This window comes from Ruegeria sp. AL1, assembly GCF_056540905.1.
In genome coordinates this window covers 1-24,696 of record NZ_JBQFXP010000019.1, presented here as the reverse complement: position 1 = coordinate 24,696, position 24,696 = coordinate 1, and the positions used below count along the sequence as shown (strand labels likewise).

The following is a 24,696-nucleotide window of genomic DNA, read 5'->3' as shown; positions in this document are numbered from 1 at the left end:
TCACGCCCGGACTCCGCCCGTTTAAGCAGTTTATCCAGCTGGCGGGATAACCGCCTATCCAGTTTCGTCTATACAACTCTCAAAGAAATTTACACAGAACCCATCCGATCGACAACCGCACGATCTATGAAGGCGCCAAATCTACTTCAAAATTCGATATGTCCGGAAGTTCCCGTCAACCGATGACGGGTACGACGATTATAGTTTATACTTGATATCACAGATAATATCTCAGATAATCCATAAGACCTCAGCGCACGCGAAACCATGTACTGTTTTCCAAGAAGGGCAATATTCATTCCAAACCTGTAAGCCGAAACAAATTGTCTTCTGCAAGACTACGGTCTTGATCGCGTGGACAGGCACAGAGGAGCCCCTGCAGCGAGCGGCCCGCTACGAATATACGGCTAATTCATAGTGCTTTGCCAACGCGCTAACCGAATTTGTCACCAAGGTTCGAAGATGACAGGCAAGCCAACACTCTCGACCCGAACATTACACCCGACACAGTATCATGAGCAAATTGACAAGATGGAAGAACCCAACCTTCAGAAATTGAATGACTCGAAGGGCCATTTCTGGGGCTATCCCCGCCTCAAGGGAAGACCCGGAATTCGCAACTATCTGTTAATCCTAAATATAACGGGTCTGACGGGGCCGTCCGCTAGCGCGATATCGCGAGATCTGCGGGGCAGCTGCCTGATCTCCATGGATCACGGTCTGGCCATTTCTGGCCGGGGCGAAGAACCAGTCAATAACACAATCGCGAACCTCGCCCGCCATCCGAACGCCGGCGCAGTCTTGGTGCTCAGCGCACATTGCGACAAGGCAAACGAACTTCTGGCATCGCTCTCCGAAGATGGTCGCCCCACCTGTCTTGTAACACTTGAAGAAACGGGTCGTGACGCTCTTTCTTTTCGCACCGAGGCCGTCCGCGTGGGCGCTCGGCTCCTTTCGGAGATCTCAAAACAACAACGAGAATTATTTCCGTGGAATCGTTTATTCTTGGCTCTGGAATGTGGCATGTCCGACCCAAGCTCAAGCCTGTTTGCCAATCCGATTGTCGGGCATGTCGTCGATGCACTGGTGCAAGACGGGGGCGCAGCAGTATTTGGCGAAACGCTGGAATGGCTAGGCAGTGAAACTGCACTTGCGGAACGAGCGGTCTCAAAAGACATCGCGGAAAAGATCGTCCACGCCGTAAGGCGACGCGTGGAACAAGCTCGGAGCATTGGGGTTGATCTGATGGGAAACAATCCCAATCGCGCGAATATCGACGCGGGCTTGACCACGATTGAGGACAAGGCAATCGGAAGCGTAATCAAATCCGGGAGCATGCCGGTGAGCGCGTTTCTTGAATACGGCGATAATTATACTGGCAACGGCCTGGCAGCTATGGACGGGCCTTCTTACACACCAGAGTCCTTAACTGGTCTTGTCGCAGCCGGTGCGCAGCTTTCACTTTTCACCTCTGGCGTTGGAAATTCTTTCGCTGGACGCTTGGCCCCGTCGCTCAAGATATCTGCAAATCGCGAGACAGTCGAACGCCTACCGGAGCAATTCGATTTCTGCGCAGCTGAAGCCGTATCTCATCCTCAACGCACCGCGCAGATCGTGGACGAACTGATTACCCGGGTCTGCGAGGTCAGTTCAGGGGCTTTGACGTTTGGAGAAATTTTGGGCGAAGGGAATGAAGTGATCGCCCGTTTCGGAGAGACGCTTTGACCACAAAGCAGCCATCTCAAAGCAACGCGGTCATGGCCATTGTGTCACATGCGGCAGACTCAGTCGCGATTGTCCTGAAGGCAGTGTCCCCCGGACAATCCATAGTGTTGAGCGGCTGCGGAACGACCGACCACATCGTGGCGCGGGAGACCATTCCGGCCTTCCACAAGATTGCTTTGAAGGATTTCAATGCGGGAGACTTTCTAAGGCGCAGCAACGTAGCAATCGGCAAAGCAACCTGCACAATACAAGCCGGTGAGTTGGTGCACACGCACAATCTTGCAAGCCACTATGCGTGAACTGGCTATCGTGAAATTCCCAACACTCGCTTTTGCGAGTTCTCAAGGTGGCTTGTCAAAGCTGCCTGCGCGCTCGCCAGATTTCCCGCGATGACGTGTTCTAAGATCTCTACGTGCTCTTTAAAAACTTCTGCATCGCGTCCATCTCTCAAACGATATGCCAAACGAGAAAGGCGCAACCGATTTAGAACCCATTCAAAGAAATCGTTGGCCATCTCGTTGTCCAGTGACCGCACAAATAGCCAGTGCATTTCATGGTCCAGAGATGTCCGAAGATTGATTGCCTCAATTTCCAACTCCGTCGACGTATCCGGCTCGGCAAGGACCGCGTTGGTCCGCCGCAACAAGTCAATTGCGGGCGCATTGTCACCGAGTCGCATAAATTTTTCCAGCCCGGTCATCTCGAACATCAAACGCATCTGAAACGCGTTCTCCACCGTCTTTTCATCGACATCGAGAATTTTCACGCCACGTTGTGGGATCAGACGAACGACGGTTTCGGCTTCCAATCGTTTTAGCGCCTCGCGCATAGGCCCCATTGGGATGTCCAGCAACTCGCACAGTTCTCGCTGCGAGACCAGCTCACCCGGACGCAGTCGGGACGAATACAGATACTGCATGAACTTGGCGTGCGCCTCATTGCGCAATATGCGCCGCGGCGGTTTCCCGTTGTTCTGGGGTTTGCTGCCACTTGGATGCATTTCCGCTCCTCAACTGCAAGAGGTTGGTCCAATCCCATTTGCGCCGAAGCAAGAGCCAAGATCATGGTTCCCGGGCAAGGCGCTCTCCAGCGGATATATCTAACTCAGGAAAGTCCGTTCGTGAAGGCTAACCGGAGTTTTACGACGAAACCACAGTCCTTTGCATACTCTTGCTGCGTCGAAATTGCGCCTCCCCATTCTGATGAACCGGCTGTCAGCGTTCAGAAAATCGCTTCGTTGACATAAGAGATATCACTTGATATCTCATATTAGATTTTATCTGCTACAGGACTTATTTCAACACCGGCAGACATCAGAGTTCACGATCATGCGGGAGGAATGGGCATGAATCTTACGTCTTTCAGGAAACGCATAGGCCAGGTACTGACGGGGTCAGCCGTTGCCCTTACGGTCAGCACGGCGGCACTGGCTCAGCAGACGACATTGTCATTCCGCTTTAATGACCCTCAGACCGAAGGTGTCCTTGCGGCCATCGCGGAGTACGAGCAACAGAATCCGGACATCAAAATCGACTTCCAACAACTGACCTGGGGGGAAGCGCGGCAACAATATCTGCGCGAGTTTGCTGTGGGAGTTGGTCCCGATGTTGTCCATATCGCATTTGTCTGGCCCAAGAGCCTGGGTCGTTCAGGTGCCTTGCTGCCATTAAATGATCTGATCGAACAGAAATCACTTCATGCAGGGATCGACGATTTCGTGGCAAGGGACCTCGCACTTGATGAGGGTGTGCAATACGCCGTTCCTTGGACAACGGACACGTGGTCGATGATTTACCGCACCGACATTCTTGAAGAAGCGGGAATTACGGAGCTTCCCACAACTTGGGAAGAGCTTCAGGACGTCAGCCGACAAATCAAGGAAAAGACCGGGAAAATCGGCTTTGGAACGCCGCTTGGCAGCGCATCGACGAACACCATCTGGTTTCTTTCGAACTTTTACATGTGGTCAAATGGCGTCGGCCTGATGGTCGATGACGGCGCGGGCGGATACAAAGTTGGCGTGACCAAAGAAGATCTCGTCGACGTCATGACCTATTACAAAGCCTATCTTGACGATGATCTTGTCCCCGAGAGCTTCCTTGGTCTGAGCAGTTGGTTCGACCCTGTAATTATCGAAGGTCTGGCCGATGGCGACATCGCAATCGGAATTATGCCGCCGCCGAATTTGCGGGCCGTTGTCGCGAGTTACAATGAAAAGAACCCTGGCGCGGGCGACGACATACCATTTGAAACCGGATACACAATGACAGGCTCGTTCAAGCCACAGACCCACCTTGGTGGCAAGATGCTGGCTATCAATCCCAATACCGCCCATGCGGAGGCCGCGTTTGATTTTCTAAGCTTCATGACCAGCAAAGGCACCATGACTCAGCACTACAACAACGAGCTGCCCGCGCAGTATAGCCTCCTGAAGGATCTCGATGTTGAGCCATGGCTTGCCGGAAATATCAAACAGCTCAGCGAAAATGCCCGCGTTTGGGGTCCCTATGCGGAAGGACCAGTGACGATCCCGACGATGTGGAATGCGCTTGGGCGCGAGTTTGGTTCTGCCTTTGTCGGAGAGAAGACAATCGACGAAGCTGCATCCGACCTTCTGTCCACGCTGCAAGAAGAACTCGCGAAGGCTCAGTAGGTCAAACGTCGCAGGTTCATGGCAACCACACCATGAGACAGAGTGCGCCAGCTGTTTTCCAAGGCCCTGGCGCATTCGCTTCTTAACCGGAAAAGACCAAGTCAATGACAGAGCGCGCGGATCGGTTGTTTATCGCCAGCATGTTGGTGCCCACATTTTTCTTTATCGTTCTGTTCTACGGCTATCCAACGGTTTTCAACCTCCTGAACAGCTTTACCGATCTGACCTTGCTGAAGCTACGCGACGGCGGAAACTACATTGCCTTTGAAAACTATGACAAGCTGCTCAATGACCGGACGTTTGGAAATACGCTGTGGAACACGATCTACTGGCTAACCATCCTGCCAATCATTCTGAGAATTGTCTTTGGCTTTGCTTTGGCTCTGTTGCTAAATTCGAAGACGATCAAGAAATACAAACTCACCACGGTCTCGCGGGTGTGCCTGATCATCCCTTGGGCGACACCGCCGATTGTCGCCGTGGTAACGTGGCGGTGGTTGCTCGACGGGTCCGTTGGCGTCGTGAATGACTATCTAATAGCGCTTGGGATCGTATCAGAGCCGATCGCGTTCTTGGCCAACCCAAGCTTCGTCTGGCCATCGCTGGTTCTGATCATGGTATGGAACACTCTTCCATTTGTGACGTTTACCTTCCTCGCCGCGATGCAATCCATCCCCAATGAACTGCTGGACGCCGCAGAGGTTGATGGCGCAAATTACTTCAACCGGCTGATCCACGTGGTCATACCCCATCTGAAGCCAACATTCGTCGTCATGACGCTGATGCTGGTGTTCTTTTCGTTCAATAACTTCGTGTATGTCTGGCTGGCGACCGGCGCGGGCCCCGGTCTTATGACAAACGTCCTGGCAACCGAAATCTATATTCGTGCCTTCGTTGACCTGAACCTTGGGCTAAGCTCTGCGGTCGGCATGGTAATGGCAGCGTTCATGATGGTTATAACGTATTTCTACTATCGTCATGTGGCCCTTCGCCAGTTCCGGGACCTCTTCTGATGGATCAAAGCATGCGCCAAAGCCCCGGTTCCGACGCCGCCCACAAGTTCCGCGATAAGCTGACCGAAGGGGTGATCCTGATTGTCACTGTGGCGGCTCTTTTGTTCTTTGTTGCTCCGGTGCTTTGGATCCTGAACGCGTCTTTCAAAAGCGAAACCTCGCTTTTTTCGAAAGGCGCCACTCCGTACACGTTTGAAAACTACCAGTTGATTTTCTCGCAGGGCTTCGCGCGCTTGGTCTTAAACAGTGTGGGGCTTTGCCTGATCTCGACCCTCATTTCGACCTTCATTGCTGTCATGTCAGCCTACGTCTTCTCGCGCATGAAATTCCGCGGCAAAAAGCTGATTTTTGGGACGGTTCTGACCGGGCAGATGTTCCCGTGGGTCATACTGGTGACACCGGTGTTCATCATGTTTGCCAGAATGGGTTTGCTGAACTCTTACATGGCGATGATCTTTGTTTATGTCGCGATCAGTTTGCCATTCTCAATCTATCTTCTCGTGGGATACCTTGAATCGATACCTCATGAAATTGACGAAGCGGCGATAATGGACGGGTGCCCAAGGTTCTGGATCATCTGGAAGATCATTTTCCCGGTGATCATGCCCGGTGTGGTGGCCACGGCGACCTATGCATTTCTTTTGATGTGGCAGGAGTTTCTATTCGCGCTGGCAATCCTGACCGCAAAAGAACTTAAAACCCTGCCACTTGGGATCAGCCAGTATTTCGGAACCGATACAGTAAGTTGGGGAGCGGTTTTGGCGGCCTCGGTCGTCACCACGCTGCCCGCCCTTTTGCTGTTCATCCCGTTCCAGAAGCGATTGACGCAAGGATTGGCTGCGGGTGCGGTTAAAGGCTAGGACAATAATCTGATGGCACAATTAGAGCTCAACAACGTCGTCATGCGATACGGGGCCCACGAGGCGTTGAAAGGTATCAGTGCCACCGTGGACTCCGGCGAATTCATTGTTGTGGTCGGGCCGTCAGGATGCGGGAAATCCAGCCTTTTGCGCGCCATCGCCGGTCTTGAGCGGATCACCTCGGGCGACATCCTTCTGGACGGATCTCCAATCCACAACGTGCCCGCTGCGAAGCGCGGCCTTGCGATGGTCTTTCAAAGTTACGCGCTTTATCCGCAGAAAACGGTGGCGCAGAACATGGCCTTTGCGTTGCAGATGGCCAAGGCGTCAAAGGATGAAATCGAACGGCGCGTGGCAGATGCGGCGCGGATTTTGCAGGTCGAGGAACTTCTTGATCGCAAACCGGGACAACTTTCAGGCGGGCAGCGTCAGCGCGTTGCGATCGGGCGCGCGATCGTGCGCGAGCCCAAGGTGTTCCTGTTTGATGAACCGCTCAGTAATTTGGACGCCGCCCTGCGCGTCGATATGCGCGTCGAACTGGCAAGCCTGCACAAATCACTCAGCGCGACAATGATCTATGTGACTCACGATCAGGTCGAGGCCATGACGATGGCAGACCGCGTTATCGTGCTGAACCAGGGTGAGGTCGCGCAAATCGGGGCGCCCCTGGAACTTTATGAAAAACCAAAAGATTTGTTTGTCGCCGGTTTCATCGGATCGCCGAAGATGAATTTCGTCCCGGGGACTGTCGATCAGGTTGACGGCAACAGCCTGGCAGTTTCGATCTGCAATGGCGCTTTCAGGTTCGAACGTCCCATTCAGGGGGCCAAGCTGGAAAGCGGTGAAAGCCTGACAACGGGGATCCGACCCGAGAGCATTGAATTATCCGACGCGACCGCTGACCCGCACCTGAATTTCAAGGTATCATTGGTCGAGCATCTGGGCGATGAATCCATCGTCTACGGCACATTGGACGATGGGCAGCGATTGGTCGTTAAGACCGCCAAACGCGCAGACTGGCGGGATGGGGAAACCATAAAGGCGGTTCCCGATCCTGAGAAAATACACCTGTTCGGCAAAGATGGTTTGGCAATAACCGGGTGAACACCGGCCCTGGCAAGTACGGTAAAACACATTGCTACGCGCATTTCCGAATACCGCTATCTGCGACACGAACGCGGCGTCGTGGGCCAAAACGGCACGGCCCGAATTCTTAATCTGTGAGACTTTCAATTAAAGGAGGGATTTAAGATGCCAACAGTCTTCATAACGGGTGCCAACAGCGGGTTGGGACTGGAGTTTGCCAGGCAATATGCAGAAGCAGGCTGGGAGGTCATTGCGACCTGCCGCAATGTGACCCCGGAGGACGATCTTGCCGATGTAGGCGCCCGCATCATGAAGATGGACGTGTCAAACCCTGACACGGTGACCAAGGTGCAGGCCGAACTGGCCGGGCAAAGCATCGACGTCCTGATCAACAACGCCGGACAGATGGGTGACAATACAAAGTCCGCCCTAACGGCGCCTCTCGAAGATTGGACGACTGTTTTTCGGGTTAATGTCTTGGGACCCGCAATCGTGACGCGGGCCCTCGTGCCAAACCTCAGATCCGCGCCAAAACCGGTGGGAGCTACGCTTGGAAGTTACGCCGGTATCTACCCGCTGATGACAGCGCCCGGAAATGTTATGTACCAATCGACCAAGGCTGCTGCCCACGCCGTTACCAAATCTCTGGGCGCAGAACTGGCCACAATGGACATCTCTTATTTTTCACTAAGACCAGGGCCTACAAAAACAAGAATGCTGCCCGGGGGCGAATTCGAAACCTCGGACTCTGTTCGCCTCATGCGTGATGTAATCAGCGGGGCAAGCATTGAGTGGGCCGGTCAGTTCATTGATCGTTCAGGCGAAGCCATATCGTACGAAGATGGCCGTATTGGCATTGAGGAAGGGGCGAATTAACGACGAGTTACTGCCCCCCATGGTCATAGTCACGCCATCCTGCGGCACGCCAACCGCGTTACTTTTGGGTCGTTCTGGTCTTTCTGGCCTCGCCGACTAAGGCAAAGCACGTGTAAATGTCTCATATTTACGGGGCATGGTAATTTTGGTCTGCTCGCAGGTCCCAGCGGTAAGTATCCAAAGGCTCTACGCTTTTGGCCCATTTTTTAAAAGAAGTTTGTCCGCCCGGCACCGCTCAATCCGGTGCGCGATGTCAGACGGGTCCCAGTCGTAAAGGGCAAGCCTCCGCAAAGGTCTTGTCAGAAGAATTTGGGTTGAGGCGCGCAGGGGGGTTCTGTCGCAAACTATTTAGAAGGCAGAGCATCAGTGGTGTTGGTGAGCTGTTTATCCTGCCAGTTGGATGAACTGCTGAAACGGAAGGAGTCCGGACGTGATTTGACTTTTGCGGATCATGTTGACCAATTCTATGCCTGCCAGGACAGATGTGGCTGCCGCGAAAGATTTGAATCCCAGCATGAGTCTGATCCTTCGTTTGATGAAGCGGTGATCCTGTTCAATGATGTTATTGAGGTATTTTCGCCTGACCATTTCAATCGGGATGTGACAACCAAAGCTCTTGAGCATCTTGTTGATCGCCTTGATACCAGAGATGTTTGCCCCGCTTTTGTCTATAACAATTTTGCGTGGGAGCCCGTTCGCTTCGAGCGCACGAGCGAAAAACTTTGTGGCAGCGGCCTTGTTTCGGCGCTTGGACAGCGTGAAGTTCAGTGTCTTGCCTTGTTTGTCGATCGCTCGATAAAGATAAACCCATGCGCCTTTCACTTTCGCATAGGTTTCATCCATGCGCCACGAACGGCCTGCGGGACGCTTTCTATACCGCGCTGTTTCAGCAATGAGACCGGCATATCGGTTCACCCATCGGTTCAGAGTCGCGTGGTCCAGATCAACGCCACATTCCGCCATGATTTCTTCCAGATCCCGGTAGGAAACACCGTAGCGAAGGTAGAAGAAAACCGCGTACAAGATCACGTCTTTCGGAAAATGCGCGCCCTTAAATGAAATCGCCACGGCCTGCTCCTGTCATGTTCCAATACGCGCTACCAGAAATGCACTTGAACTGACAGGTAGGGGCGAAGTTTGCGACAGAACCTCTTTAGGCTATGGCTTTGCGGCGCGTTGGTTTCCTGGTTCGAATACGCCAGATTCGTGCCATTGCCTGCCCGTGGGTTACCGCAGACCGTTCCAAGGCGCCTTATCCGCGACGTCTTCGATCTTATACCCCATCTCTCCGACGCATGGCCCCAGAATGGCCAATAGCGTCGAGTCGCTGTCGCCGATGTTGAACGTGGCGTGGACCACATCAGCTCCGATAAAAACCGAATCTCCCGGGCTCATAACCCGTTTTTCCTCGCCAAGCCACTGCTCGACCTTGCCCGCGACGCAATAGATGACCTCTTCCTGATCGGGATGTTTATGAAAATCGTGGCCATGACCGGGCGCAAGGCTGACCTCGATCACCGTGAGTTGCCCAGCACCAGTTGCGGGTGGGTTGCTCATCCATTTTAACTTGCCCCAATCGAGCGTTTCCTGTGGCGTGTCTGCCGAAAGCATGAATTTTCCGATCATAGAAATTCTCCGATAGTTTTCTGGTTGCGCAACAGTCCTGAACGTTGGCGTTTGGTCGTCAAGCCGCCCCTCTGGAGCGTTCAGTACCACGCCGCAGTTTGCCGAACTCGGCGGTCTGGGCTGTGATGGCCCGCTCGGTGGGCAGTCGCTCCATGGATGACGCACCATAAAAACCGTGGCAATCGGGGCAGAGGTCAAGGAATTTCTGCGCGTCCTCAGGTTCTGCCAGCGGACCGCCATGGCAGATAAAGATCAGGTCATCGCGATAGGCCCGCGCAGCTGCCGCCCATTCGTCATAAAGCCGCGCACATTCTGAAATATCGGGCGCACTGTCTCCGGCGCCGATTGATCCGCCCGTGGTAAGGCCAAAATGCGCCACGATCACATCCGCGCCCGCCTTGGCCATTTCGGCGGCGTTGTCAGCGCTGAATACATATGGCGTGGTCAGCAGGTCTCGTTCGCGGGCCTTGGCGATCATCTCGACCTCCATGTCATAGGACATGCCGGTCGCCTCAAGCTCGCGCCGGAAGCGTCCATCGATGATGCCCACGGTGGGAAAGTTCTGAACACCGGCAAAACCCATGGCGGCCAGATCGTCCAGAAACTTGTCCATGATGCAGAACGGGTCGGTGGCGTTCACACCCGCCAGAACGGGTACGTTTCTGACAACAGGCAGCACTTCGCGCCCCATGTCCACGACGATCTCGTTGGCGTTGCCATATGACATATACCCCGCCAGCGACCCGCGGCCCGCCATGCGATAGCGGCCTGAATTGTAAATGACGATCAGGTCGATGCCGCCAGCCTCTTCGCATTTGGCGGACAGGCCGGTGCCTGCTCCGCCGCCGACGATCACCTTGTCTGCTGCGATTTTGGCCCGCAGGCGGCCAAGGATTTCTGCGCGTCCCGTGACTGCCATCTCAGGTATCCTTCTTTACATAGATTTCGTTGAAATTGTTGATCGCGGCCTCGGCAAAGGCGGGATCATTGATATGCAGGTCCAGCTCGACCAGTTGCCGGTCGTGGGTCTGGACCACCGTGTCGCGCAGCGCCTGGAACAGCGCCTCGTTGGCCGCCGGATCGTGGAAAGCCCCGCCTTCGATATCCAGCGCCGAGACACCACGCAGGGGCAGCAGGAACCGCACCGGTCCGTCGCAGGCGTTCAGCTTGTTGCCGATCCATGTGCCGATCTGCGCGCATTCCTCGGGCGTCGATCGCATCAGCGTGACCTGCGCGTTGTGGTGATAGAAATTGCGGTCTTTGAACTGCGCGGGCACCGACTCGGGCGCCCAGAAATTCGCCATGTCCAGCGCCCCACATGAGCCCACATAAGGCAGTTTGCTGCGCGCGATACTGTCGAGGCGTTCTTCGCCCGCGCTGAGGAAGCCGCCCACGATCAGGTCGCAGATCTCGGTCGTCGTGATATCCAGCACACCCGCCACGTCGCCCTGATCGACCAGTTGCTCCATCGACCGGCCACCGCTGCCGGTGGCGTGGAACACGAGGCAATCGTAATCGCCGGACAGCCCTTCGGTGATGACTTGCACGGCGGGCGTGGTGACACCGAACATCGACAGAACCAGCGCGGGGCGGTCATCTGTGGCATCGGGCACCTCATTGGCCATCATGCCCGCCAGCGCATGAGCCGCGTTGCCCAGCAATTTGCGCGACACGCGGTTGAGGCCCGAGACATCCGTCACCGGGTGGAACATATTCACATCCGACGCGCCCACATAGGCCGAGACATCGCCCGATGCGAGCGTCGAGACCAGCACCTTGGGCACGCCGATGGGCAAAGCCTGCATGGCCGGAGCAATAATCCCCGACCCGCCCGAGCCGCCCAGCCCAATGATGCCGCCAAGATCGTCGCGGCCCAGCACAAAGGCCGTCAGCGCGCGCGACATCTCGGTCACAGCCTGCCCCCGGTCGTTCACGAACACCGCAGCCGGACCGTCAGGATGGCAGGCGGCGACGCTGGTGGCAGTTACATCCATGCCAGCCTCGCCGCCTTTGGTGCCGACATTGACCAGTACGGTTTCCATCCCCGCCGCGTCGATCAGGTCACGCACATAACGCAGTTCCGGCCCCTTGGTGTCGGCGGTGCCGATCACGTAAGCTCTTTTTGTCATCCTCTCTCCCTTTCTCAGCCCGACTGCCCGGGTTCCAGCCCCAGATGGCGCTTTTGCATCGCCGGATCGTTTTCCAGGGCCTCTGGTGTCATACGCTCGACAACTTCTCCGCCAACCATGATGGCCACGTCCTGCACGGCGGCCAGCGCCGCATGCATGTTCTGTTCGACCAGCAGCACCGCAATACCCTCGCTTGCGATCAGTTCGATCAGATCAATCACGTCCGAGACAATCGCCGGGGCCAGCCCCTCGGTCGGTTCGTCCAGCACCATCAGGCGCGGGTTCAACAGCAGCGCGCGGCCAATCGCCAGCATCTGCTGTTCCCCGCCCGACAGGCGGTTGCCCAGATTGCGGCGACGTTCCTTGAGGCGCGGAAAGATCTCGTACACCCGGTCAACAGACCACGCGCCGCCCTTGCGTTCGACGATCTTCAGGTGCTCTTCGACGGTCAGAGACCGGAACACCCGCCGCCCCTGTGGCACATAGCCGATCCCCATCTGCGCGCGCTTTTCGGGCGGCAGGCCGGTCATGTCGGTGCCATCGAACCGGATTTCCCCTGCCGAATGCGGGTGCAGGCCCATGATGGCGTTGCACAGGCTGGTCTTGCCCATGCCGTTTCGACCCAGAATGCCAAGCGGGCGGCTGCCTACCGTCAGGTCGACGCCGTGCAGCACGTGGCTTGAGCCATAGCGCAGGTCCAGCCCGCGAATATCCAGCAAGTCAGTGGCCATGCGCACCTCCGATGTAGACGCGATGCACGTCTTCGTTGCGCATGATGTCGTCGGGAGAGCCCTCGGCCAGCATCCGCCCGTTATACAGGACCGAAACGCTTTCCGAGGTCTGCAAGGCAATATCCATATCGTGTTCGATCAGCACGACCGTCACATCCTTGGGCAAAGACATCAGCAGCGCGCTGAGCTTCGGACGTTCAGCAGGTGACAACCCCGCCGCCGGTTCATCCAGCAGCAAAATCTTCGGGTTTTCAGCCAGCGCAATTCCGATCTCCAACTGTCGCCGTTGCCCGTGGCTGAGTTCCGAGGTTTCGCGGTCCAGCACATCGGTCACGCCAGCCACTTCGGCCAGACGCTCGACCTCGGCCAGCCGGTCATCGCCGGTCCGCAAGGGCAGCACCTGCCGCCAGCCGCCGCGCACCCCGGCCACGGCCAGAAACAGCGTGTCGCGCACGGTCAGGCCGTTGAATAGATGGGCGTGCTGATAGGTCCGGCGCAGCCCGCGTTGAATTCTCTTGTTGATTGGCTCGCGCGTCACGCTGTCGCCAAACAGGGTGATCTGGCCAGTCGTGGCGCTGGTATCCCCGGTCAGCACGTTGAACAGGCTGGTCTTGCCCGCCCCGTTCGGCCCCAGGATCGCGCGCCGCTCGCCGGGGCGGACGGTTAGGTCGATATCCTGCACCGCCCAGAACCCGCCGAAGCGTTTGCCAATGCCCCGGACCTCCAGGGCATTGGCGGTGTTATGTGAGTGGTTTACGGGCACGAAGGGTTGTCCCGGCTGACTGGCCCCGAGGCCAGGAACGCCTCTTCGTCCTGACCAAGAAGCTGATCGACATCGCGTACGACCTTGACCACGCGGTTGCCCAGCGTGCCGTCTTCGCGTTCGAACACTTCGGTCACAAAGTTGTCGACGACGCCGTTGCGGTTCTTGTCCAGCCGCATGGTGCCGCCGGTCGGGGTTACAAAGGTCAGGTTAGTAAGCGCTTCGCGGAACGCTGCCTGATCGTTGGACAGATCACCATCGACTTCATCCAGCGCCAGCAGACCTGCTTTTGCCGCCATGTAATAGTGATGGGCAAAGATCGAAGGCGCCGAGAAGCCATCCGGGAAGGCGTCAGTGTAGCTGGCCGAGAACTCTTTCCACTCGGCACCGTCATAATCACTGACGGTCGGGGTGCCCGCAGGCGCGCCCACCAGAAGTTTCTTGAAGGGGCCTTTGCTGTCCAAGATCGACTGGTCAATGGTGATCGAGCCGCCGATGATCGGCTTGTCACCGCCTGCCTGGCTGTATTGGGTCAAAAAGTTAACAGCGTCCGCGCCACCCAGGGCCACGAAAATCGCGTCGACATCCTGCGGGATCGAGTAGACAACCGAGGAGTAGTCCTTGTTGCCGATCGGGGTCCAGAACTTCTCGGGCACCTGACCGCCTGCCGAGCAGAACTCGGACATGAAGCCCAGAACCTGAGTGTAGGGGAAAGAATAGTCTTCGGCGATCACGGCCACGGATTTGTAACCCATGTCGTTATAGGCATAGTCACCAACGCCAACCATCCACTGCGCACCATCGCCGCCAAAACGGAAGAAGTTTTCAGAGCTGTCGCGCAGCGTCGTGTCTTGTGCCGCTGACGAGCCATTGATGAATGTCACGGCAGGGTAGGATTTCGACAGGTCGCGCAGGGCGAGACCTTCAGAACCCGAAAGAGGGCCGACGATGATGTCCACGCCGTCCTGTTCGATCAGCTTGCGCGCCGCGTTCACTGCGCTGTCGGGGCTGGCGTCGGACGACATGGTGATGACTTCGATCTTGTTGCCGTCAACCCCGCCACCGGTCTCCAGAACCGCCAGTTCCGCGCCGCGGATACCGTCCTGACCCAACGCGGCAAATGCGCCTTCGAGGATCGAGATCACGCCGATCTTGACGTCTTCGGCAGATGCAGGCACCGCCATTACGCTAAGCGTCAGCGCGGATGCAGCCATTTTGAGCTTATTCATTTTTAAGGTTCCTCCCTATGAGTTTGCTCAGACAGTTGATTTTTCTTTGATTTCAGGACGGCGCAGCCGCGCCATCCAGTCGCTTGCCAGTTGTTGCAGCCCGCCCGGGGCCACGATCACGATCAGCAGTAGCACAACGCCGATCAGCGTGTTGAACCGCTCGCGGTCGATCAGGTCGACGGCGAAGGTGTCCAGCAGGACAAAGACCACCGCGCCCACAAAGGCTCCGCCCGGATGGCGCAGGCCCCCGATGACCGAGATGATCAGGATGTCGATGATGGGCCCCAGACCGACCGAGAAAGATGAGATGCGTTCCTGATACCAGACGTTCAGAATGCCTCCGGCCCCGGCCAGCAGGCCCGAGAAGGCAAAGGCGGCAACGATAGGCGTGGTAACGGAAATCCCCAGCGCCAGCACACGCCCCGGCGCGTCGCGCACCGCCTGAATGGTCAGGCCCAGCGGCGAGCGGACAAAGCCGCTGACCAGTGCAAGCGCCAACGCGGCCATGCCCAGAGACAACAGGTACAGCGGCAGCGGGTCACGCAGGCTGAAGCCCGCAATCTGCGGCGCGCGGACGCCGGAAAAGCCGGTCCAGCCATTGAAGAAGGTATAATTCTGGCGGGTAAAGTAGAAGAACGCCACCCCAATCGCCAGCGTGATCATGATGGCGTAAATCCCGCGCGACCGGCGCGCGATCAGGCCGACAAGAGCGCCGGAAACGGTCGCAAGGATCAGCGCCAGCGGGATCGAGACCCAGAACGGCAGCGGAACCCCGATACCCACCGTATTGGGGCCAAAAAACGCGATGGTATATCCCGCAATCCCGGCCATGGTTGCCTGCGCGAACGAGACAACGCCCAGATAGGTGGCCAGAAAGCTGAGGCTCAGCGCCATGATCCCAAGGATCAGCGACCGCGTGGCGACCTGCGTCAGCCAGAAGTCGTTCAGCGCAAAGGGCAGGATCAAAAGCGGGACAAGGATCAGCGCCTGTTTCATTGCTCGGCCTTTCCCAGCAGACCCTGCGGCCGCACCGCCAGCACCAGCACCATGATCGCAAAGGTGAACACGACGCCGTAGGTGGGCGCATAGGCCAGCCCGTATTGCTCGGCCAGACCAACCAACAGCGCGCCCAAGGCGGCCCCTCCGATCGAACCCATGCCGCCGACGATCACCACCACCAGCGAGGACAGCAGGAACTGCAGATCCGTCCCCGGCGCAATCGACAGCGCGCTGGCGGCGACGACCCCGGCCATTCCGGCCAGCGTGCCGCCCAGGGCAAAGACAAGAACAAAGATGCGGTTGATCGGATAGCCCAAGGCCCGCAGCATGTCTTGATCGTCCACACCCGCCCGGATCACCGCGCCAAACCGCGTCCGTTGGATCAGGAACCACAGGCCAATTCCGACCACCAGCGCAAAGCCCATCAGCGCCAGACGGATATTGGCATACCCCACGCCCAGAACCGGCAGACGCTGCCCTCCGGCCAGGGCATCGGGCAGCTCGACCTGATAGGTCAGCCCGCCCCAATACCACAGCATCAGATCGGCCATGATGATCGAGATCGCAATCGAGGCAAGCGTCTGGCGCAGCTCATCCCCCTGCATCCAGCCCAGAATGCCGGCCTGCACGATGGCACCGGCCAAAGCCGCCGCCAAACCTCCGCCAAGGACACCCAGACCCCATGAGCCAGTGACGTCGACAATGCTGTAACCGACATAACCACCCAGCAGCAGCAACGCCCCATGGGCCATGTTCACCGTGCGCATCAGCCCAAAGATCAGGCTGAAGCCGCTGGCTGCCAAAAAGTAGAGCGCTGCAAGCGTCAGCCCATTCAGGGTGACGATCAGAAATAAGGTCATGATTCCTCCCGTTGAGACGACAATGTCCGAATTTCAGAAATCGGCACAGCATTGGGTTCATTTCCGGTGAAGAAAAATACCTCTATTTTACAACTGTTTAATGCCCTCATATGCTCAGTAGCTTTTGAGATAGTAAGAAAAAATGAGAAATAGCTTCTCAAACACGGAAATCTCTTCCTATACAGAGTCATGCAAAACCTGACACTGACTGGCACGCCTTCTGCCGACCCGGACCAGATCGACCGCATTTACTGCCCTGCTTTGGGTGGTCTAAGTGTTTCTCAGGCAGATTTGGCCTTCGTAATGCCCCGGCTTGACCACAACCGCGTGCTGCGTGAAACGCCGAAACAGGGCGACTGGGCGGCCATATTGGCCAGTGATCCGTTCGGGTCCGAGGCGACCATGCTCTCGCAACTTTACGAGAAAGGGTATCGCGGTGTGGTGAACTGGCCCTCTTCGATCCTGCTGGATGGCAGTTTGCGCCAGTCGATGTCGACGATCCCAGCCTCGCCTGAGTTTGAATACGCGTTTCTGGCCCGCGCCAAGGCCGCCGGATTTCAGACGCTGGCTTTCTTCATCTCGCTGGCGCAGGCCCGCGCCGCAGTAAAGGCCGGGCTTGACCAGCTTGCCCTGCACCCCGGCCTGCTGGATGTGGACAGCCCTGACAGCGGCGCACTTGTTTTGGGCTCATTGCAAAGGGTGATCGAAACGATCCGGGACGAGGCAGAGCAGGTCAGCGTGTTTGCCTATACCTCGGCATGGCACGAACGCATGGTTCCGCTCAGCACGCTTGATGTGGATGGTCTGATCTGGTGCGAGGGCACGGCATGACAAATCGCGAAAAGAACTTTCTGTTTGCTGCGGTTGTTGGCTCGGGCCTGACGGCAAAGGCGGCAGACAAGGCCGGGGCCGATTACCTGCTGGCGTTGAACGCGGGGCGTTTCCGGGTGCAGGGTGCCTCGTCCCTGACCAGCTTTCTGCCGGTCCGGGCCGCCAATGACTGGGTCATCGAATTTGCCGAACGCGAGATGCTGGGCCGTTGTTCTGCGCCGATCTACGCGGGGTTCTCGGTTAGTGATCCCGATCTGGACATCGGCGATCTGGTGCAAAGAACCAAAAGGCTTGGCTTCTCAGGCGTCTGCAATTTCCCGTCAACCACGCTGATCGACGGACGGCTGGGCGCATTGATGGAGCGCGAGGGGTTGGGGTTCGACCGCGAAATCGCGCTGGTGCAGGAGGCGGCGGCGGCCGGTCTGGGCACCTTCGTCTATGTCCACACCAACGCGCAGGCCCGCAGGATGGTCGATGCAGGTGCGACGGCCATCTGTGTAAACGTGGGCTTTACCAGCGGCGCGACGGGCGTGAGCACACACCTGACACTGGAAACCGCAGCGGCGCAGATCGAGCGGGTTCTCGACGGCGTACCAGCCTCGGTCGACAAACTGTGCCACGGCGGCCCCATCACCTCGCCCGAAGAGGCGCTGGCCATCACCCGTATCTGTGGTGTGCAGGGGTTTGTTGCGGGTTCGACGCTTGACCGGCTACCGGTCGAGCAAACCCTTAGCGAAGTCACCAAAGGCTTTACCGCGATCCCCAGCCTGACGCGCATAAAGCAGGTCCCCTCGAACACCGTAAATGATCTGGTGGGCTCGTCTTATGCCATGCAGATGATCCGCGAAGAACTTGATGATCTGGCCTATGAAGACATTCCGGTTCTTTTGATTGGCGAGACCGGGACGGGCAAAAGCCGCGCAGCCCTTAGGCTGCACGAAGCGGGGCCTAGTGCCCGGCGGCAACCCGTGGTCGTGGATTGCCCGGCCCTGGGCGGTGAGGAATGCGGCGTGCATTTGCTGGGCAGAGCGCCCGGCGCGTTGGGCAGTACTGGCACCCAACGCGGCGCATTGGAGCAAGCGTCGGGCAGCACCATCATCTTTGACGAAATCACCGCATTGCAGCCCGAGCATCAGGGCAAGATTCTGAAATTCACCGATGAAAAGACGGTGCAGCGGATCGGGGACCATACGCTCAGACGCGCGGACGCCCGGATCATCTCGACCACAACACAGGATCCGATTGGCCAGATCGACAGGGAAACGTTTCGACAGGATTTGTATTACCGGATTTCCGGCCATGAAATCACGCTGCCCCCGTTGCGCGACCGCGTTGACGATATCCCAGAACTTGCCATGTACCTTGGCCAGCAGGTCAGTGGCGAGCCCCCGAAGTTCTCGAACGCTGCGTTGCGGCTGATGCTGGAACACGAATGGTCCGGAAATGTGCGAGAGTTGCACCACGCCGTCCAACGCGCGGTGCGCAGGTCGTGCGGAGCGACGATCGACCTCAAGGCGATCGACTTTCTGCGCCGAAAACCAGCAGGCGCTCCGAAGGTGCAGACGGATGAAACACTGGTACGGGTCGCCATGTCCGAGCGGGACTGGATTGCGGAGGCACTGGCCCGAAATGGCTTTCGCCGCGCGCAAACTGCCGAGGAATTGGGAATGACCACGCGCACGCTTTACAACAAAATCAAGAAGTTCGGCCTTCAGGCCTGAGCCGGCCGGGGGGCTAAAACTTCCTGCGCAAATGCCAGAAATAGCAGCTTGAATGACCTAAGAAAAAAATCCTTGACGCTTCACCAACGGGCGTGGTTTCGTATATGAAACGATTTCAAACGACTCGTTAAGAGCGGCGAAGGGAGGCGCTGTAATGACGAAAGTGCAATCGGCATTGCGCGCGCAGCGCGGAACGGAAAGCCAGATCACCCTGTCTCTGAGCGGGATCGGCATGTCATTTTCGGGCATTTCGGTGCTGCGTGACGTGGACCTAACCTTTGATGGCGGTGAAATCCATACGCTGATGGGGGAAAACGGCGCGGGCAAAAGCACGCTGGTCAAGATCATCAGCGGCGTGCAGAAGCCGACATTCGGCACCTTCCAGATCGACGGTGAAACGGTCGCATTCGACTCGCCGCGCGATGCGGAAAACCATGGCATCGTCATCATGCATCAGGAACTGAGCCTGATCCCCGAAATGACCGTGGCCGAAAATGTTCTGCTGGGGCATGAGCCGCGAAAATTCGGCACCTTTATAGATCGCAAGGCGCTGCGGCAGAGGGCACGGCAGGCTCTGTCGCGGTTTGGCTTCACGCTGGATATCGACACCCCGGTCAAGGATCTGCGTGTAGGCGAGCAACAGCTTGTCGAGATCGCCCGCGCCCTGCTGATGAACGCGCGGCTGCTGATCATGGATGAGCCGACCTCGGCCCTTTCGCAGGCGGAGGCGGATATTCTGATGGAGGTCGTGCGCGATCTGGCGCTTCAAGGCGTCGCGGTCGTCTATATCTCACACCGGATGGATGAGGTGTTCGAAATCTCGGACCGCGTCACGGTTCTGCGCGATGGCAACCTGATCGGCACGCGGCTGGCCTCCGAGACCACGCCGGCAGAGCTGATCCGTATGATGGTCGGGCGCACGGTCGAGATCAACGCGGTTGACCGCCAGACCCCGGCCACCGACGAGGTCGTGCTACAGGTCGAAAACCTGTCGGCCTGGGCGGGCCATCGCAAGGTGCTGGACGATGTCTCGTTCGATCTGAAACGCGGAGAGGTGCTGGGCGTCGGCGGCCTGTTGGGTGCTGGCCGTACCGAGCTGCTTGAGACGCTTTTCGGGGCGCGCGGTGAATCCTATCGAGGCGAAATCACGCTGGAAGGCAAGCCCCTGCGCCCAGTCAAACCGCAGGATGGGGTGCGCAACGGGCTGGCGCTGATTACCGAGGACCGCAAGGGCAACGGGTTGATCCTGGATCGGTCGATCGCCTCGAATGTCGCCCTGCCTCTGATGCCGCTGCAATCGCGTTTTGGCCGCTATTCCGAGGCCGAACAGCGCAAGCAGGCCCTGAAGGCCATCGAAACGCTCAAGGTGGCGGCCACCGGACCCGAGCACGCCGTCGGCAATCTGAGCGGCGGCAATCAGCAAAAGGTGGTTCTGGGCAAATGGCTGGCGACCCAGCCGCGTGTTCTGCTGCTGGATGAACCCACACGCGGCATCGATATCGGTGCCAAGGACGAGATTTACGATCTGGTCGGACGGCTGGCGGATCAGGGCATCTCGGTCCTGTTTGCCAGTTCGGAACTGTCGGAATTCATGGCCGTCTGCGATCGCATGATCGTGCTGTGCGAAGGGCAACTGGCCGGAGAGCTTTCTCGCGAAGAAATGACCGTAGATTCGATCAAGGCTCTGGCGATGCAGTTCCGCTGACCGCCGCGACCTCAACATGAGAAAAGATATGACCGTTATGGAACCCAACAGCCAGACAGTGAAACAGGAACATCCCGGCACCGCGATGTTCATGCGGCTTCTAAACAAGACCAAGCTTTACTGGGGGCTGTTCGCGCTGATCCTGTTCGGGGCGCTGACCTCGCCGCTGTCATCCAAGGGCAACAACATCTTTCTGTCTCTGGGCAACCTGACGGACATCCTGCGCCAAGTCTCGGTCACGGGGATCGTGGCGGTGGGGATGACGATGGTGATCTTTATCGCCGGAATCGATCTGTCCGTTGGTTCGGTGATGGCCTTGGGCACCGTGATCTGCGCCATGCTGCTGACGCAGGAAGGCTGGACGGCGGCCAGTTATTTTGGTGTACCCGCAACAGGTGTGGTGCTGTTCGTCTGTATGGCGGCGCTGATCTATTTCGTGCAAAGCAACCTGAACCGCAGCTCGGACAATCCGACGGCCAGTGCGCCCTCGCGGATGCTGAGCCGTCTGGTAGCGGCGGCCATCGCCATTGGCGTCATGGTCTGGCTGGCCGGTCAGGTGATGCCGAAATTCGGCGTGCTGGCGGTGCTGATCGTGGTGCCCTGCATCGGCGCTGTCATGGGCACGGTAAACGGCGCACTGATCGTCTATGGCCGGTTGCAGCCCTTCATCGTGACGCTTGCCATGATGGTCGGCGCGCTGGGTCTGGCCCGCGTCGTCGCCGGGCAGGATACGGCAGTCTATCCCGTCTACACCGGCAGCAACGCAACCGAGAACTTCGAGGTTCTGCGTGAATTGCTGTGGGGCGTCCTGCCGGTACCGGGCCTGTTTTTCCTTGCCGTGCTGCTGCTGTTCTTCCTGATCACTCGTTTCACCACCTTCGGCAGCTACTTGATGGCCATCGGCGGCAACGAAGAGGCCGCGCGTCTGGCGGGCATCAACGTTGGCCGCAACAAGATCATCACCTATGCGCTGGCGGGTGGCCTGTCCGCGCTGGCTGGTGTGCTGTATGTGGCGCAATTCCGGCAGGGTAAGCCCGATGCGGGTCTGGGTCTGGAACTGGACGCAATTGCAGCCGTGGTCATCGGCGGCACCAGCCTGATGGGCGGGCGCGGCGCAATCATGGGCACTTTTGTGGGGGTGCTGATCTTCGGGTTCCTCAGCAACATCCTGCAACTCAACAACATCGACAGCAACACACAGCTGATCCTCAAGGGCATCATCATCGTGGTCGCCGTCCTGCTTCAGGAAGGGCGATTTGAAGAGATCTTTGTCATGGCAAAAGAACGCCTGGGCAGAGGGAGGAGGCTCTGACCTTAAATCTTGGCGGACCAAGGTCAGAGCGCAATCAGAACGCGGGACATCGAAACAACCCGCATCATGACTAAGGAGTAAACTATGAAAAGAAGAACATTTGGCAAGGGCCTGCTCACGGCCACCGCCATGTCGATGGCTTTGACAGCCAGCGCGGCATGGGCAGCGGACAATTATGTGATCGGCTTTTCTCAGGTAACAACGGTCGAGCCGTGGCGGGTTCAGTTCAACAAGGACCTGCGTGCCGAGGCCGACCTGCACGACAATGTCGAACTGCTGATCTCGGACGCCAATGACCGCACCGACAAGCAGGTCGCGGATGTCGAGAACTTCATCCGTCAGGAAGTTGATGCCATCCTGATTTCACCCAAGGAATCCGCCGGCCTGACCGGTGTGGTTGAGCAAGCCACCGATGCGGGCATTCCGGTCTTTGTTCTGGACCGCAACGTGGACACCGACAAGTTCGTACAGTGGGTCGGCGGTGACAACGTGCTGATCGGCGAGGCCGCCGGTGAATACGCGCTGGAACTGCTGGGCGGCAAAGGCAACGCCAAAGGCAATATCGTCGAAATCTATGGCGGGCTTGGCGTGCAGGCGACCTTTGATCGGTCGGACCCATTCCACGCTGCCTTTGAAGGCGAAGAAGGCGTGACCTTCCTGTTGGACAAGCAGTCGGGCGACTGGAAGCAGGATCAGGCCTATGACATCATGTCGACCGCCCTGCGCAACTATGAAGACATCACCATGGTCTATGGCCACAACGACCCGATGGCCTATGGCGCCTATCTGGCGGCCAAAGATGCGGGCCGCGCCGATGACATTATCTTTATCGGTGTCGATGGTTTGCCGGGCGAAGGTGTGACTTGGGTTGCCAATGGCGAACTGGCCGCGACCTTCCTCTATCCCACGCCCGGTGCCGAAGGGCTGCGTCAGGCGCTGAAGCACCTCAAAGGGGAAGAGGTCGAGAAATCGGTTGTTCTGGGCACCGAGGCGATCACACCAGAGAATGCAGGCGAGATCCTCAAGAAAAACGGGTTGTAATGCTTCTCCCCGCCGGCATTCCTCCTTCTCCCGCAGAAGCGCCGGCAGAGCAGACAGGGGCTTGCGCCCCTGCTGCTTTTTCTTAAGACAACACTCAGCAAAGGTTCAGTGAATGTCCGAAACCAAGACCAAGCTACAGAAATACTCGGCCCCTGCACTTGAGAAGGGTCTGGATATTCTGGAGTTTCTGTCTCTGTCGGATGTCACCCCAAGCCTGTCGCAACTGGCCAGCGGGATCGGCCGGTCCAAGAACGAAATCTTCCGCATGATGATCGTTCTGGAAGAACGCGGCTATATCGAACGGCAGGACGGCGATCTTTTCAAACTAACTGGCAAACTCGCCCTTCTGGGTGGGGAACGCACTGACAACAGCAAACTTGCTGAATTGGCAGGTCCCTATATGGAGCGCCTTGCGGAAGAAACCGAACTGTCCAACCACCTCTGGGTCCCCAGCGATAGTGGCGATCTGATCGTCATCAACAGCGTGTCATCTTCGCAAAACTATGGAGTGACTGTGCAGGTGGGATACCAGACACCGATATTTGCAACATCGGTCGGGGCTTGTTTTCTGTCTGAACTGGACACCGACGCCCAGCGGATCGAGGTGTTGAAATCCATTGCCCCGAACCAGACATCCTCGGACCTCCAGGCGTTTTCCGACCATGCCGCCGAATGTCGCCGGCACGGGTTTGTCTCGCTAGGTAGCCCCGAGAGCCAGGCGATCAACGAAATCTCGGCTCCCGTGGTTCACGGAGCAGGCAAAATGGTCATCGCGGCGCTAACTATTCCCCACTTCGCCAATGTGCTGATCGACAATCGACGGGACATGGTTGTGAATGCCTTACGCACCACGGCACGCCAGTTGCAGGAAAGTATCGCAACCCGTATGCCCCTGCCCCGCATGTCCTGGCATCAAGCGCTCTGAGGGCACCTGCGCAGATATTGCTGACAACCTGATCCGGACCAATGCCCCGAGTTTCTATTCGGTGGCCAACGCAATCGTGTCACACGGACTGCCGCACTTGCGAATTACGTCAATCAGATCGTCAATTTCCGGTTCCGTCGCGGTCTCAACGGAACCGTCTCGCAAGCTGAGTGTGACCAAACGACTATGCGTCTGCACTGCCGAGATCACCTCGCCACTATAGATAAGCTCAACAGCCTGATCCCATGAGACAGTCGTCGCCGGCTGATCCGTGGTCTCAGCGCAAGTTGCCAACAGGTTCAGTGTAGAAAACAAAAGGGCATGTTTCAGCATATATGACCTGTCCACCAAAAGCCTTGACGTTGTCTGCACTTTAGCCATTCGCGTCAGGCGCTTAAACCTATTTTGGCAATGAAAAGACGCAAAGCTGTCATCTGAGTTCGACCCCAATATCGGATATGAGGGCATCGTTGGTCATGCCGCGTTCCGATGTACCTTACCCTGAACCGTCATCGGATTGCGAAACCGCAGGTTGTCACGTGAAAGCTGATCGACGCGGGTGACGCCCATCAGCTTCATGTCGCGCTCGATCTCGGCCCGCATGAGTCCCA

At 57.5% G+C, this 24,696-nt stretch carries 24 protein-coding genes; 13 read left to right on the top strand and 11 right to left on the bottom strand.

Features of this window, described 5'->3' with window-relative positions:
• Positions 1-531: 531 nt before the first annotated feature.
• Together ACRZ9X_RS21760 and ACRZ9X_RS21755 are read left to right on the top strand one after the other, a co-directional pair.
• Positions 532-1,725, top strand: coding sequence for a UxaA family hydrolase (locus ACRZ9X_RS21760; protein WP_480522201.1), 1,194 nt, complete (start codon positions 532-534; stop codon positions 1,723-1,725).
• Positions 1,722-2,024, top strand: coding sequence for a UxaA family hydrolase (locus ACRZ9X_RS21755; RefSeq protein ID WP_480522200.1), 303 nt, complete (start codon positions 1,722-1,724; stop codon positions 2,022-2,024). Before ACRZ9X_RS21760 ends, ACRZ9X_RS21755 begins: the two co-directional genes overlap by 4 nt.
• Positions 2,025-2,029: 5 nt before the next feature.
• Here the strand turns inward: ACRZ9X_RS21755 and ACRZ9X_RS21750 are convergent, their stop codons facing one another.
• On the bottom strand, positions 2,030-2,725 hold the full coding sequence (locus ACRZ9X_RS21750; RefSeq protein ID WP_480522199.1) for a GntR family transcriptional regulator: 696 nt from the start codon (positions 2,723-2,725) through the stop codon (positions 2,030-2,032).
• 339 nt (positions 2,726-3,064) lie between these two features.
• On the opposite strand from ACRZ9X_RS21750, the gene ACRZ9X_RS21745 reads away from it, so the two are divergent.
• The 5 genes from ACRZ9X_RS21745 to ACRZ9X_RS21725 all read left to right on the top strand — a co-directional run bounded on the left by ACRZ9X_RS21745 (position 3,065) and on the right by ACRZ9X_RS21725 (position 8,213).
• Positions 3,065-4,378, top strand: a complete 1,314-nt coding sequence (locus tag ACRZ9X_RS21745) for an ABC transporter substrate-binding protein (RefSeq protein WP_480522198.1) — start codon at positions 3,065-3,067, stop codon at positions 4,376-4,378.
• Positions 4,379-4,482: 104 nt separating this feature from the next.
• Positions 4,483-5,391: a carbohydrate ABC transporter permease gene (locus ACRZ9X_RS21740; RefSeq protein WP_480522197.1), complete on the top strand. Its 909-nt coding sequence runs from the start codon at positions 4,483-4,485 to the stop codon at positions 5,389-5,391.
• On the top strand, positions 5,391-6,251 hold the full coding sequence (locus ACRZ9X_RS21735) for a carbohydrate ABC transporter permease (RefSeq protein ID WP_480522196.1): 861 nt from the start codon (positions 5,391-5,393) through the stop codon (positions 6,249-6,251). The genes ACRZ9X_RS21740 and ACRZ9X_RS21735 overlap by 1 nt, the downstream gene beginning before the upstream one ends.
• A gap of 12 nt (positions 6,252-6,263) precedes the next feature.
• Positions 6,264-7,355, top strand: coding sequence for an ABC transporter ATP-binding protein (locus tag ACRZ9X_RS21730; protein WP_480522195.1), 1,092 nt, complete (start codon positions 6,264-6,266; stop codon positions 7,353-7,355).
• Positions 7,356-7,502: 147 nt separating this feature from the next.
• Positions 7,503-8,213: an SDR family NAD(P)-dependent oxidoreductase gene (locus tag ACRZ9X_RS21725; protein ID WP_480522194.1), complete on the top strand. Its 711-nt coding sequence runs from the start codon at positions 7,503-7,505 to the stop codon at positions 8,211-8,213.
• Between the two features lie 384 nt (positions 8,214-8,597).
• Here ACRZ9X_RS21725 and ACRZ9X_RS21720 read toward each other — a convergent pair whose 3' ends face one another.
• The 9 genes from ACRZ9X_RS21720 to ACRZ9X_RS21680 all read right to left on the bottom strand — a co-directional run bounded on the left by ACRZ9X_RS21720 (position 8,598) and on the right by ACRZ9X_RS21680 (position 16,550).
• Entirely contained in the window at positions 8,598-9,281 is a 684-nt protein-coding gene (locus ACRZ9X_RS21720; protein ID WP_480522193.1) for an IS6 family transposase, read from the bottom strand.
• 159 nt (positions 9,282-9,440) lie between these two features.
• On the bottom strand, positions 9,441-9,839 hold the full coding sequence (locus ACRZ9X_RS21715; RefSeq protein ID WP_480522192.1) for a cupin domain-containing protein: 399 nt from the start codon (positions 9,837-9,839) through the stop codon (positions 9,441-9,443).
• 58 nt (positions 9,840-9,897) lie between these two features.
• Positions 9,898-10,758: a phosphoenolpyruvate hydrolase family protein gene (locus ACRZ9X_RS21710; protein ID WP_480522191.1), complete on the bottom strand. Its 861-nt coding sequence runs from the start codon at positions 10,756-10,758 to the stop codon at positions 9,898-9,900.
• A gap of 1 nt (position 10,759) precedes the next feature.
• Positions 10,760-11,968, bottom strand: a complete 1,209-nt coding sequence (locus ACRZ9X_RS21705; RefSeq protein ID WP_480522190.1) for a Tm-1-like ATP-binding domain-containing protein — start codon at positions 11,966-11,968, stop codon at positions 10,760-10,762.
• Between the two features lie 14 nt (positions 11,969-11,982).
• Positions 11,983-12,699 (bottom strand): ABC transporter ATP-binding protein, encoded by a 717-nt coding sequence (locus tag ACRZ9X_RS21700; RefSeq protein ID WP_480522189.1) that lies wholly within the window; start codon positions 12,697-12,699, stop codon positions 11,983-11,985.
• Positions 12,689-13,462, bottom strand: a complete 774-nt coding sequence (locus ACRZ9X_RS21695; protein ID WP_480522188.1) for an ABC transporter ATP-binding protein — start codon at positions 13,460-13,462, stop codon at positions 12,689-12,691. The genes ACRZ9X_RS21700 and ACRZ9X_RS21695 overlap by 11 nt, the downstream gene beginning before the upstream one ends.
• On the bottom strand, positions 13,453-14,691 hold the full coding sequence (locus tag ACRZ9X_RS21690; protein ID WP_480522187.1) for an ABC transporter substrate-binding protein: 1,239 nt from the start codon (positions 14,689-14,691) through the stop codon (positions 13,453-13,455). Before ACRZ9X_RS21690 ends, ACRZ9X_RS21695 begins: the two co-directional genes overlap by 10 nt.
• Positions 14,692-14,718: 27 nt before the next feature.
• Positions 14,719-15,687, bottom strand: a complete 969-nt coding sequence (locus ACRZ9X_RS21685; RefSeq protein WP_480522186.1) for a branched-chain amino acid ABC transporter permease — start codon at positions 15,685-15,687, stop codon at positions 14,719-14,721.
• Complete coding sequence (locus ACRZ9X_RS21680) at positions 15,684-16,550, bottom strand: branched-chain amino acid ABC transporter permease (protein ID WP_480522185.1); 867 nt, start codon at positions 16,548-16,550, stop codon at positions 15,684-15,686. Before ACRZ9X_RS21680 ends, ACRZ9X_RS21685 begins: the two co-directional genes overlap by 4 nt.
• A 189-nt stretch (positions 16,551-16,739) precedes the next feature.
• Here ACRZ9X_RS21680 and ACRZ9X_RS21675 point away from each other — a divergent pair, with 189 nt between their 5' ends.
• The 6 genes from ACRZ9X_RS21675 (at position 16,740) to ACRZ9X_RS21650 (ending at position 24,085) form a co-directional block, all read left to right on the top strand.
• Complete coding sequence (locus ACRZ9X_RS21675) at positions 16,740-17,381, top strand: phosphoenolpyruvate hydrolase family protein (RefSeq protein ID WP_480522184.1); 642 nt, start codon at positions 16,740-16,742, stop codon at positions 17,379-17,381.
• Positions 17,378-19,102: a phosphoenolpyruvate hydrolase family protein gene (locus ACRZ9X_RS21670; RefSeq protein ID WP_480522183.1), complete on the top strand. Its 1,725-nt coding sequence runs from the start codon at positions 17,378-17,380 to the stop codon at positions 19,100-19,102. The genes ACRZ9X_RS21675 and ACRZ9X_RS21670 overlap by 4 nt, the downstream gene beginning before the upstream one ends.
• 154 nt (positions 19,103-19,256) lie before the next feature.
• Positions 19,257-20,807 carry a sugar ABC transporter ATP-binding protein gene (locus ACRZ9X_RS21665; RefSeq protein WP_480522182.1) on the top strand — a complete coding sequence of 517 codons (1,551 nt, stop codon included), beginning with the start codon at positions 19,257-19,259 and terminating at the stop codon, positions 20,805-20,807.
• Positions 20,808-20,835: 28 nt separating this feature from the next.
• Positions 20,836-22,119 carry an ABC transporter permease gene (locus ACRZ9X_RS21660; protein WP_480522181.1) on the top strand — a complete coding sequence of 428 codons (1,284 nt, stop codon included), beginning with the start codon at positions 20,836-20,838 and terminating at the stop codon, positions 22,117-22,119.
• 84 nt (positions 22,120-22,203) lie between these two features.
• A complete protein-coding gene (locus ACRZ9X_RS21655; RefSeq protein WP_480522180.1) occupies positions 22,204-23,160 on the top strand; it encodes a substrate-binding domain-containing protein in 957 nt (318 codons plus the stop codon).
• A gap of 112 nt (positions 23,161-23,272) precedes the next feature.
• Positions 23,273-24,085: an IclR family transcriptional regulator gene (locus ACRZ9X_RS21650; protein ID WP_480522179.1), complete on the top strand. Its 813-nt coding sequence runs from the start codon at positions 23,273-23,275 to the stop codon at positions 24,083-24,085.
• A 54-nt stretch (positions 24,086-24,139) separates the two neighbouring features.
• Here ACRZ9X_RS21650 and ACRZ9X_RS21645 read toward each other — a convergent pair whose 3' ends face one another.
• A complete protein-coding gene (locus tag ACRZ9X_RS21645) occupies positions 24,140-24,418 on the bottom strand; it encodes a hypothetical protein (protein ID WP_480522178.1) in 279 nt (92 codons plus the stop codon).
• Between the last annotated feature and the right edge of the window lie 278 nt (positions 24,419-24,696).

Coding starts and splice junctions, on each gene's coding strand:
- ACRZ9X_RS21680 (WP_480522185.1), bottom strand. CDS start 16,550: ATGACCTTATTTCTGATCGTCACCCTGAATGGGCTGACGCTTGCAGCG.
- ACRZ9X_RS21660 (WP_480522181.1), top strand. CDS start 20,836: ATGACCGTTATGGAACCCAACAGCCAGACAGTGAAACAGGAACATCCC.
- ACRZ9X_RS21655 (WP_480522180.1), top strand. CDS start 22,204: ATGAAAAGAAGAACATTTGGCAAGGGCCTGCTCACGGCCACCGCCATG.
- ACRZ9X_RS21745 (WP_480522198.1), top strand. CDS start 3,065: ATGGGCATGAATCTTACGTCTTTCAGGAAACGCATAGGCCAGGTACTG.
- ACRZ9X_RS21685 (WP_480522186.1), bottom strand. CDS start 15,687: ATGAAACAGGCGCTGATCCTTGTCCCGCTTTTGATCCTGCCCTTTGCG.
- ACRZ9X_RS21725 (WP_480522194.1), top strand. CDS start 7,503: ATGCCAACAGTCTTCATAACGGGTGCCAACAGCGGGTTGGGACTGGAG.
- ACRZ9X_RS21715 (WP_480522192.1), bottom strand. CDS start 9,839: ATGATCGGAAAATTCATGCTTTCGGCAGACACGCCACAGGAAACGCTC.
- ACRZ9X_RS21710 (WP_480522191.1), bottom strand. CDS start 10,758: ATGGCAGTCACGGGACGCGCAGAAATCCTTGGCCGCCTGCGGGCCAAA.
- ACRZ9X_RS21750 (WP_480522199.1), bottom strand. CDS start 2,725: ATGCATCCAAGTGGCAGCAAACCCCAGAACAACGGGAAACCGCCGCGG.
- ACRZ9X_RS21650 (WP_480522179.1), top strand. CDS start 23,273: ATGTCCGAAACCAAGACCAAGCTACAGAAATACTCGGCCCCTGCACTT.
- ACRZ9X_RS21690 (WP_480522187.1), bottom strand. CDS start 14,691: ATGAATAAGCTCAAAATGGCTGCATCCGCGCTGACGCTTAGCGTAATG.
- ACRZ9X_RS21730 (WP_480522195.1), top strand. CDS start 6,264: ATGGCACAATTAGAGCTCAACAACGTCGTCATGCGATACGGGGCCCAC.
- ACRZ9X_RS21670 (WP_480522183.1), top strand. CDS start 17,378: ATGACAAATCGCGAAAAGAACTTTCTGTTTGCTGCGGTTGTTGGCTCG.
- ACRZ9X_RS21665 (WP_480522182.1), top strand. CDS start 19,257: ATGACGAAAGTGCAATCGGCATTGCGCGCGCAGCGCGGAACGGAAAGC.
- ACRZ9X_RS21700 (WP_480522189.1), bottom strand. CDS start 12,699: ATGGCCACTGACTTGCTGGATATTCGCGGGCTGGACCTGCGCTATGGC.
- ACRZ9X_RS21645 (WP_480522178.1), bottom strand. CDS start 24,418: ATGCTGAAACATGCCCTTTTGTTTTCTACACTGAACCTGTTGGCAACT.
- ACRZ9X_RS21760 (WP_480522201.1), top strand. CDS start 532: ATGGAAGAACCCAACCTTCAGAAATTGAATGACTCGAAGGGCCATTTC.
- ACRZ9X_RS21675 (WP_480522184.1), top strand. CDS start 16,740: ATGCAAAACCTGACACTGACTGGCACGCCTTCTGCCGACCCGGACCAG.
- ACRZ9X_RS21705 (WP_480522190.1), bottom strand. CDS start 11,968: ATGACAAAAAGAGCTTACGTGATCGGCACCGCCGACACCAAGGGGCCG.
- ACRZ9X_RS21740 (WP_480522197.1), top strand. CDS start 4,483: ATGACAGAGCGCGCGGATCGGTTGTTTATCGCCAGCATGTTGGTGCCC.
- ACRZ9X_RS21735 (WP_480522196.1), top strand. CDS start 5,391: ATGGATCAAAGCATGCGCCAAAGCCCCGGTTCCGACGCCGCCCACAAG.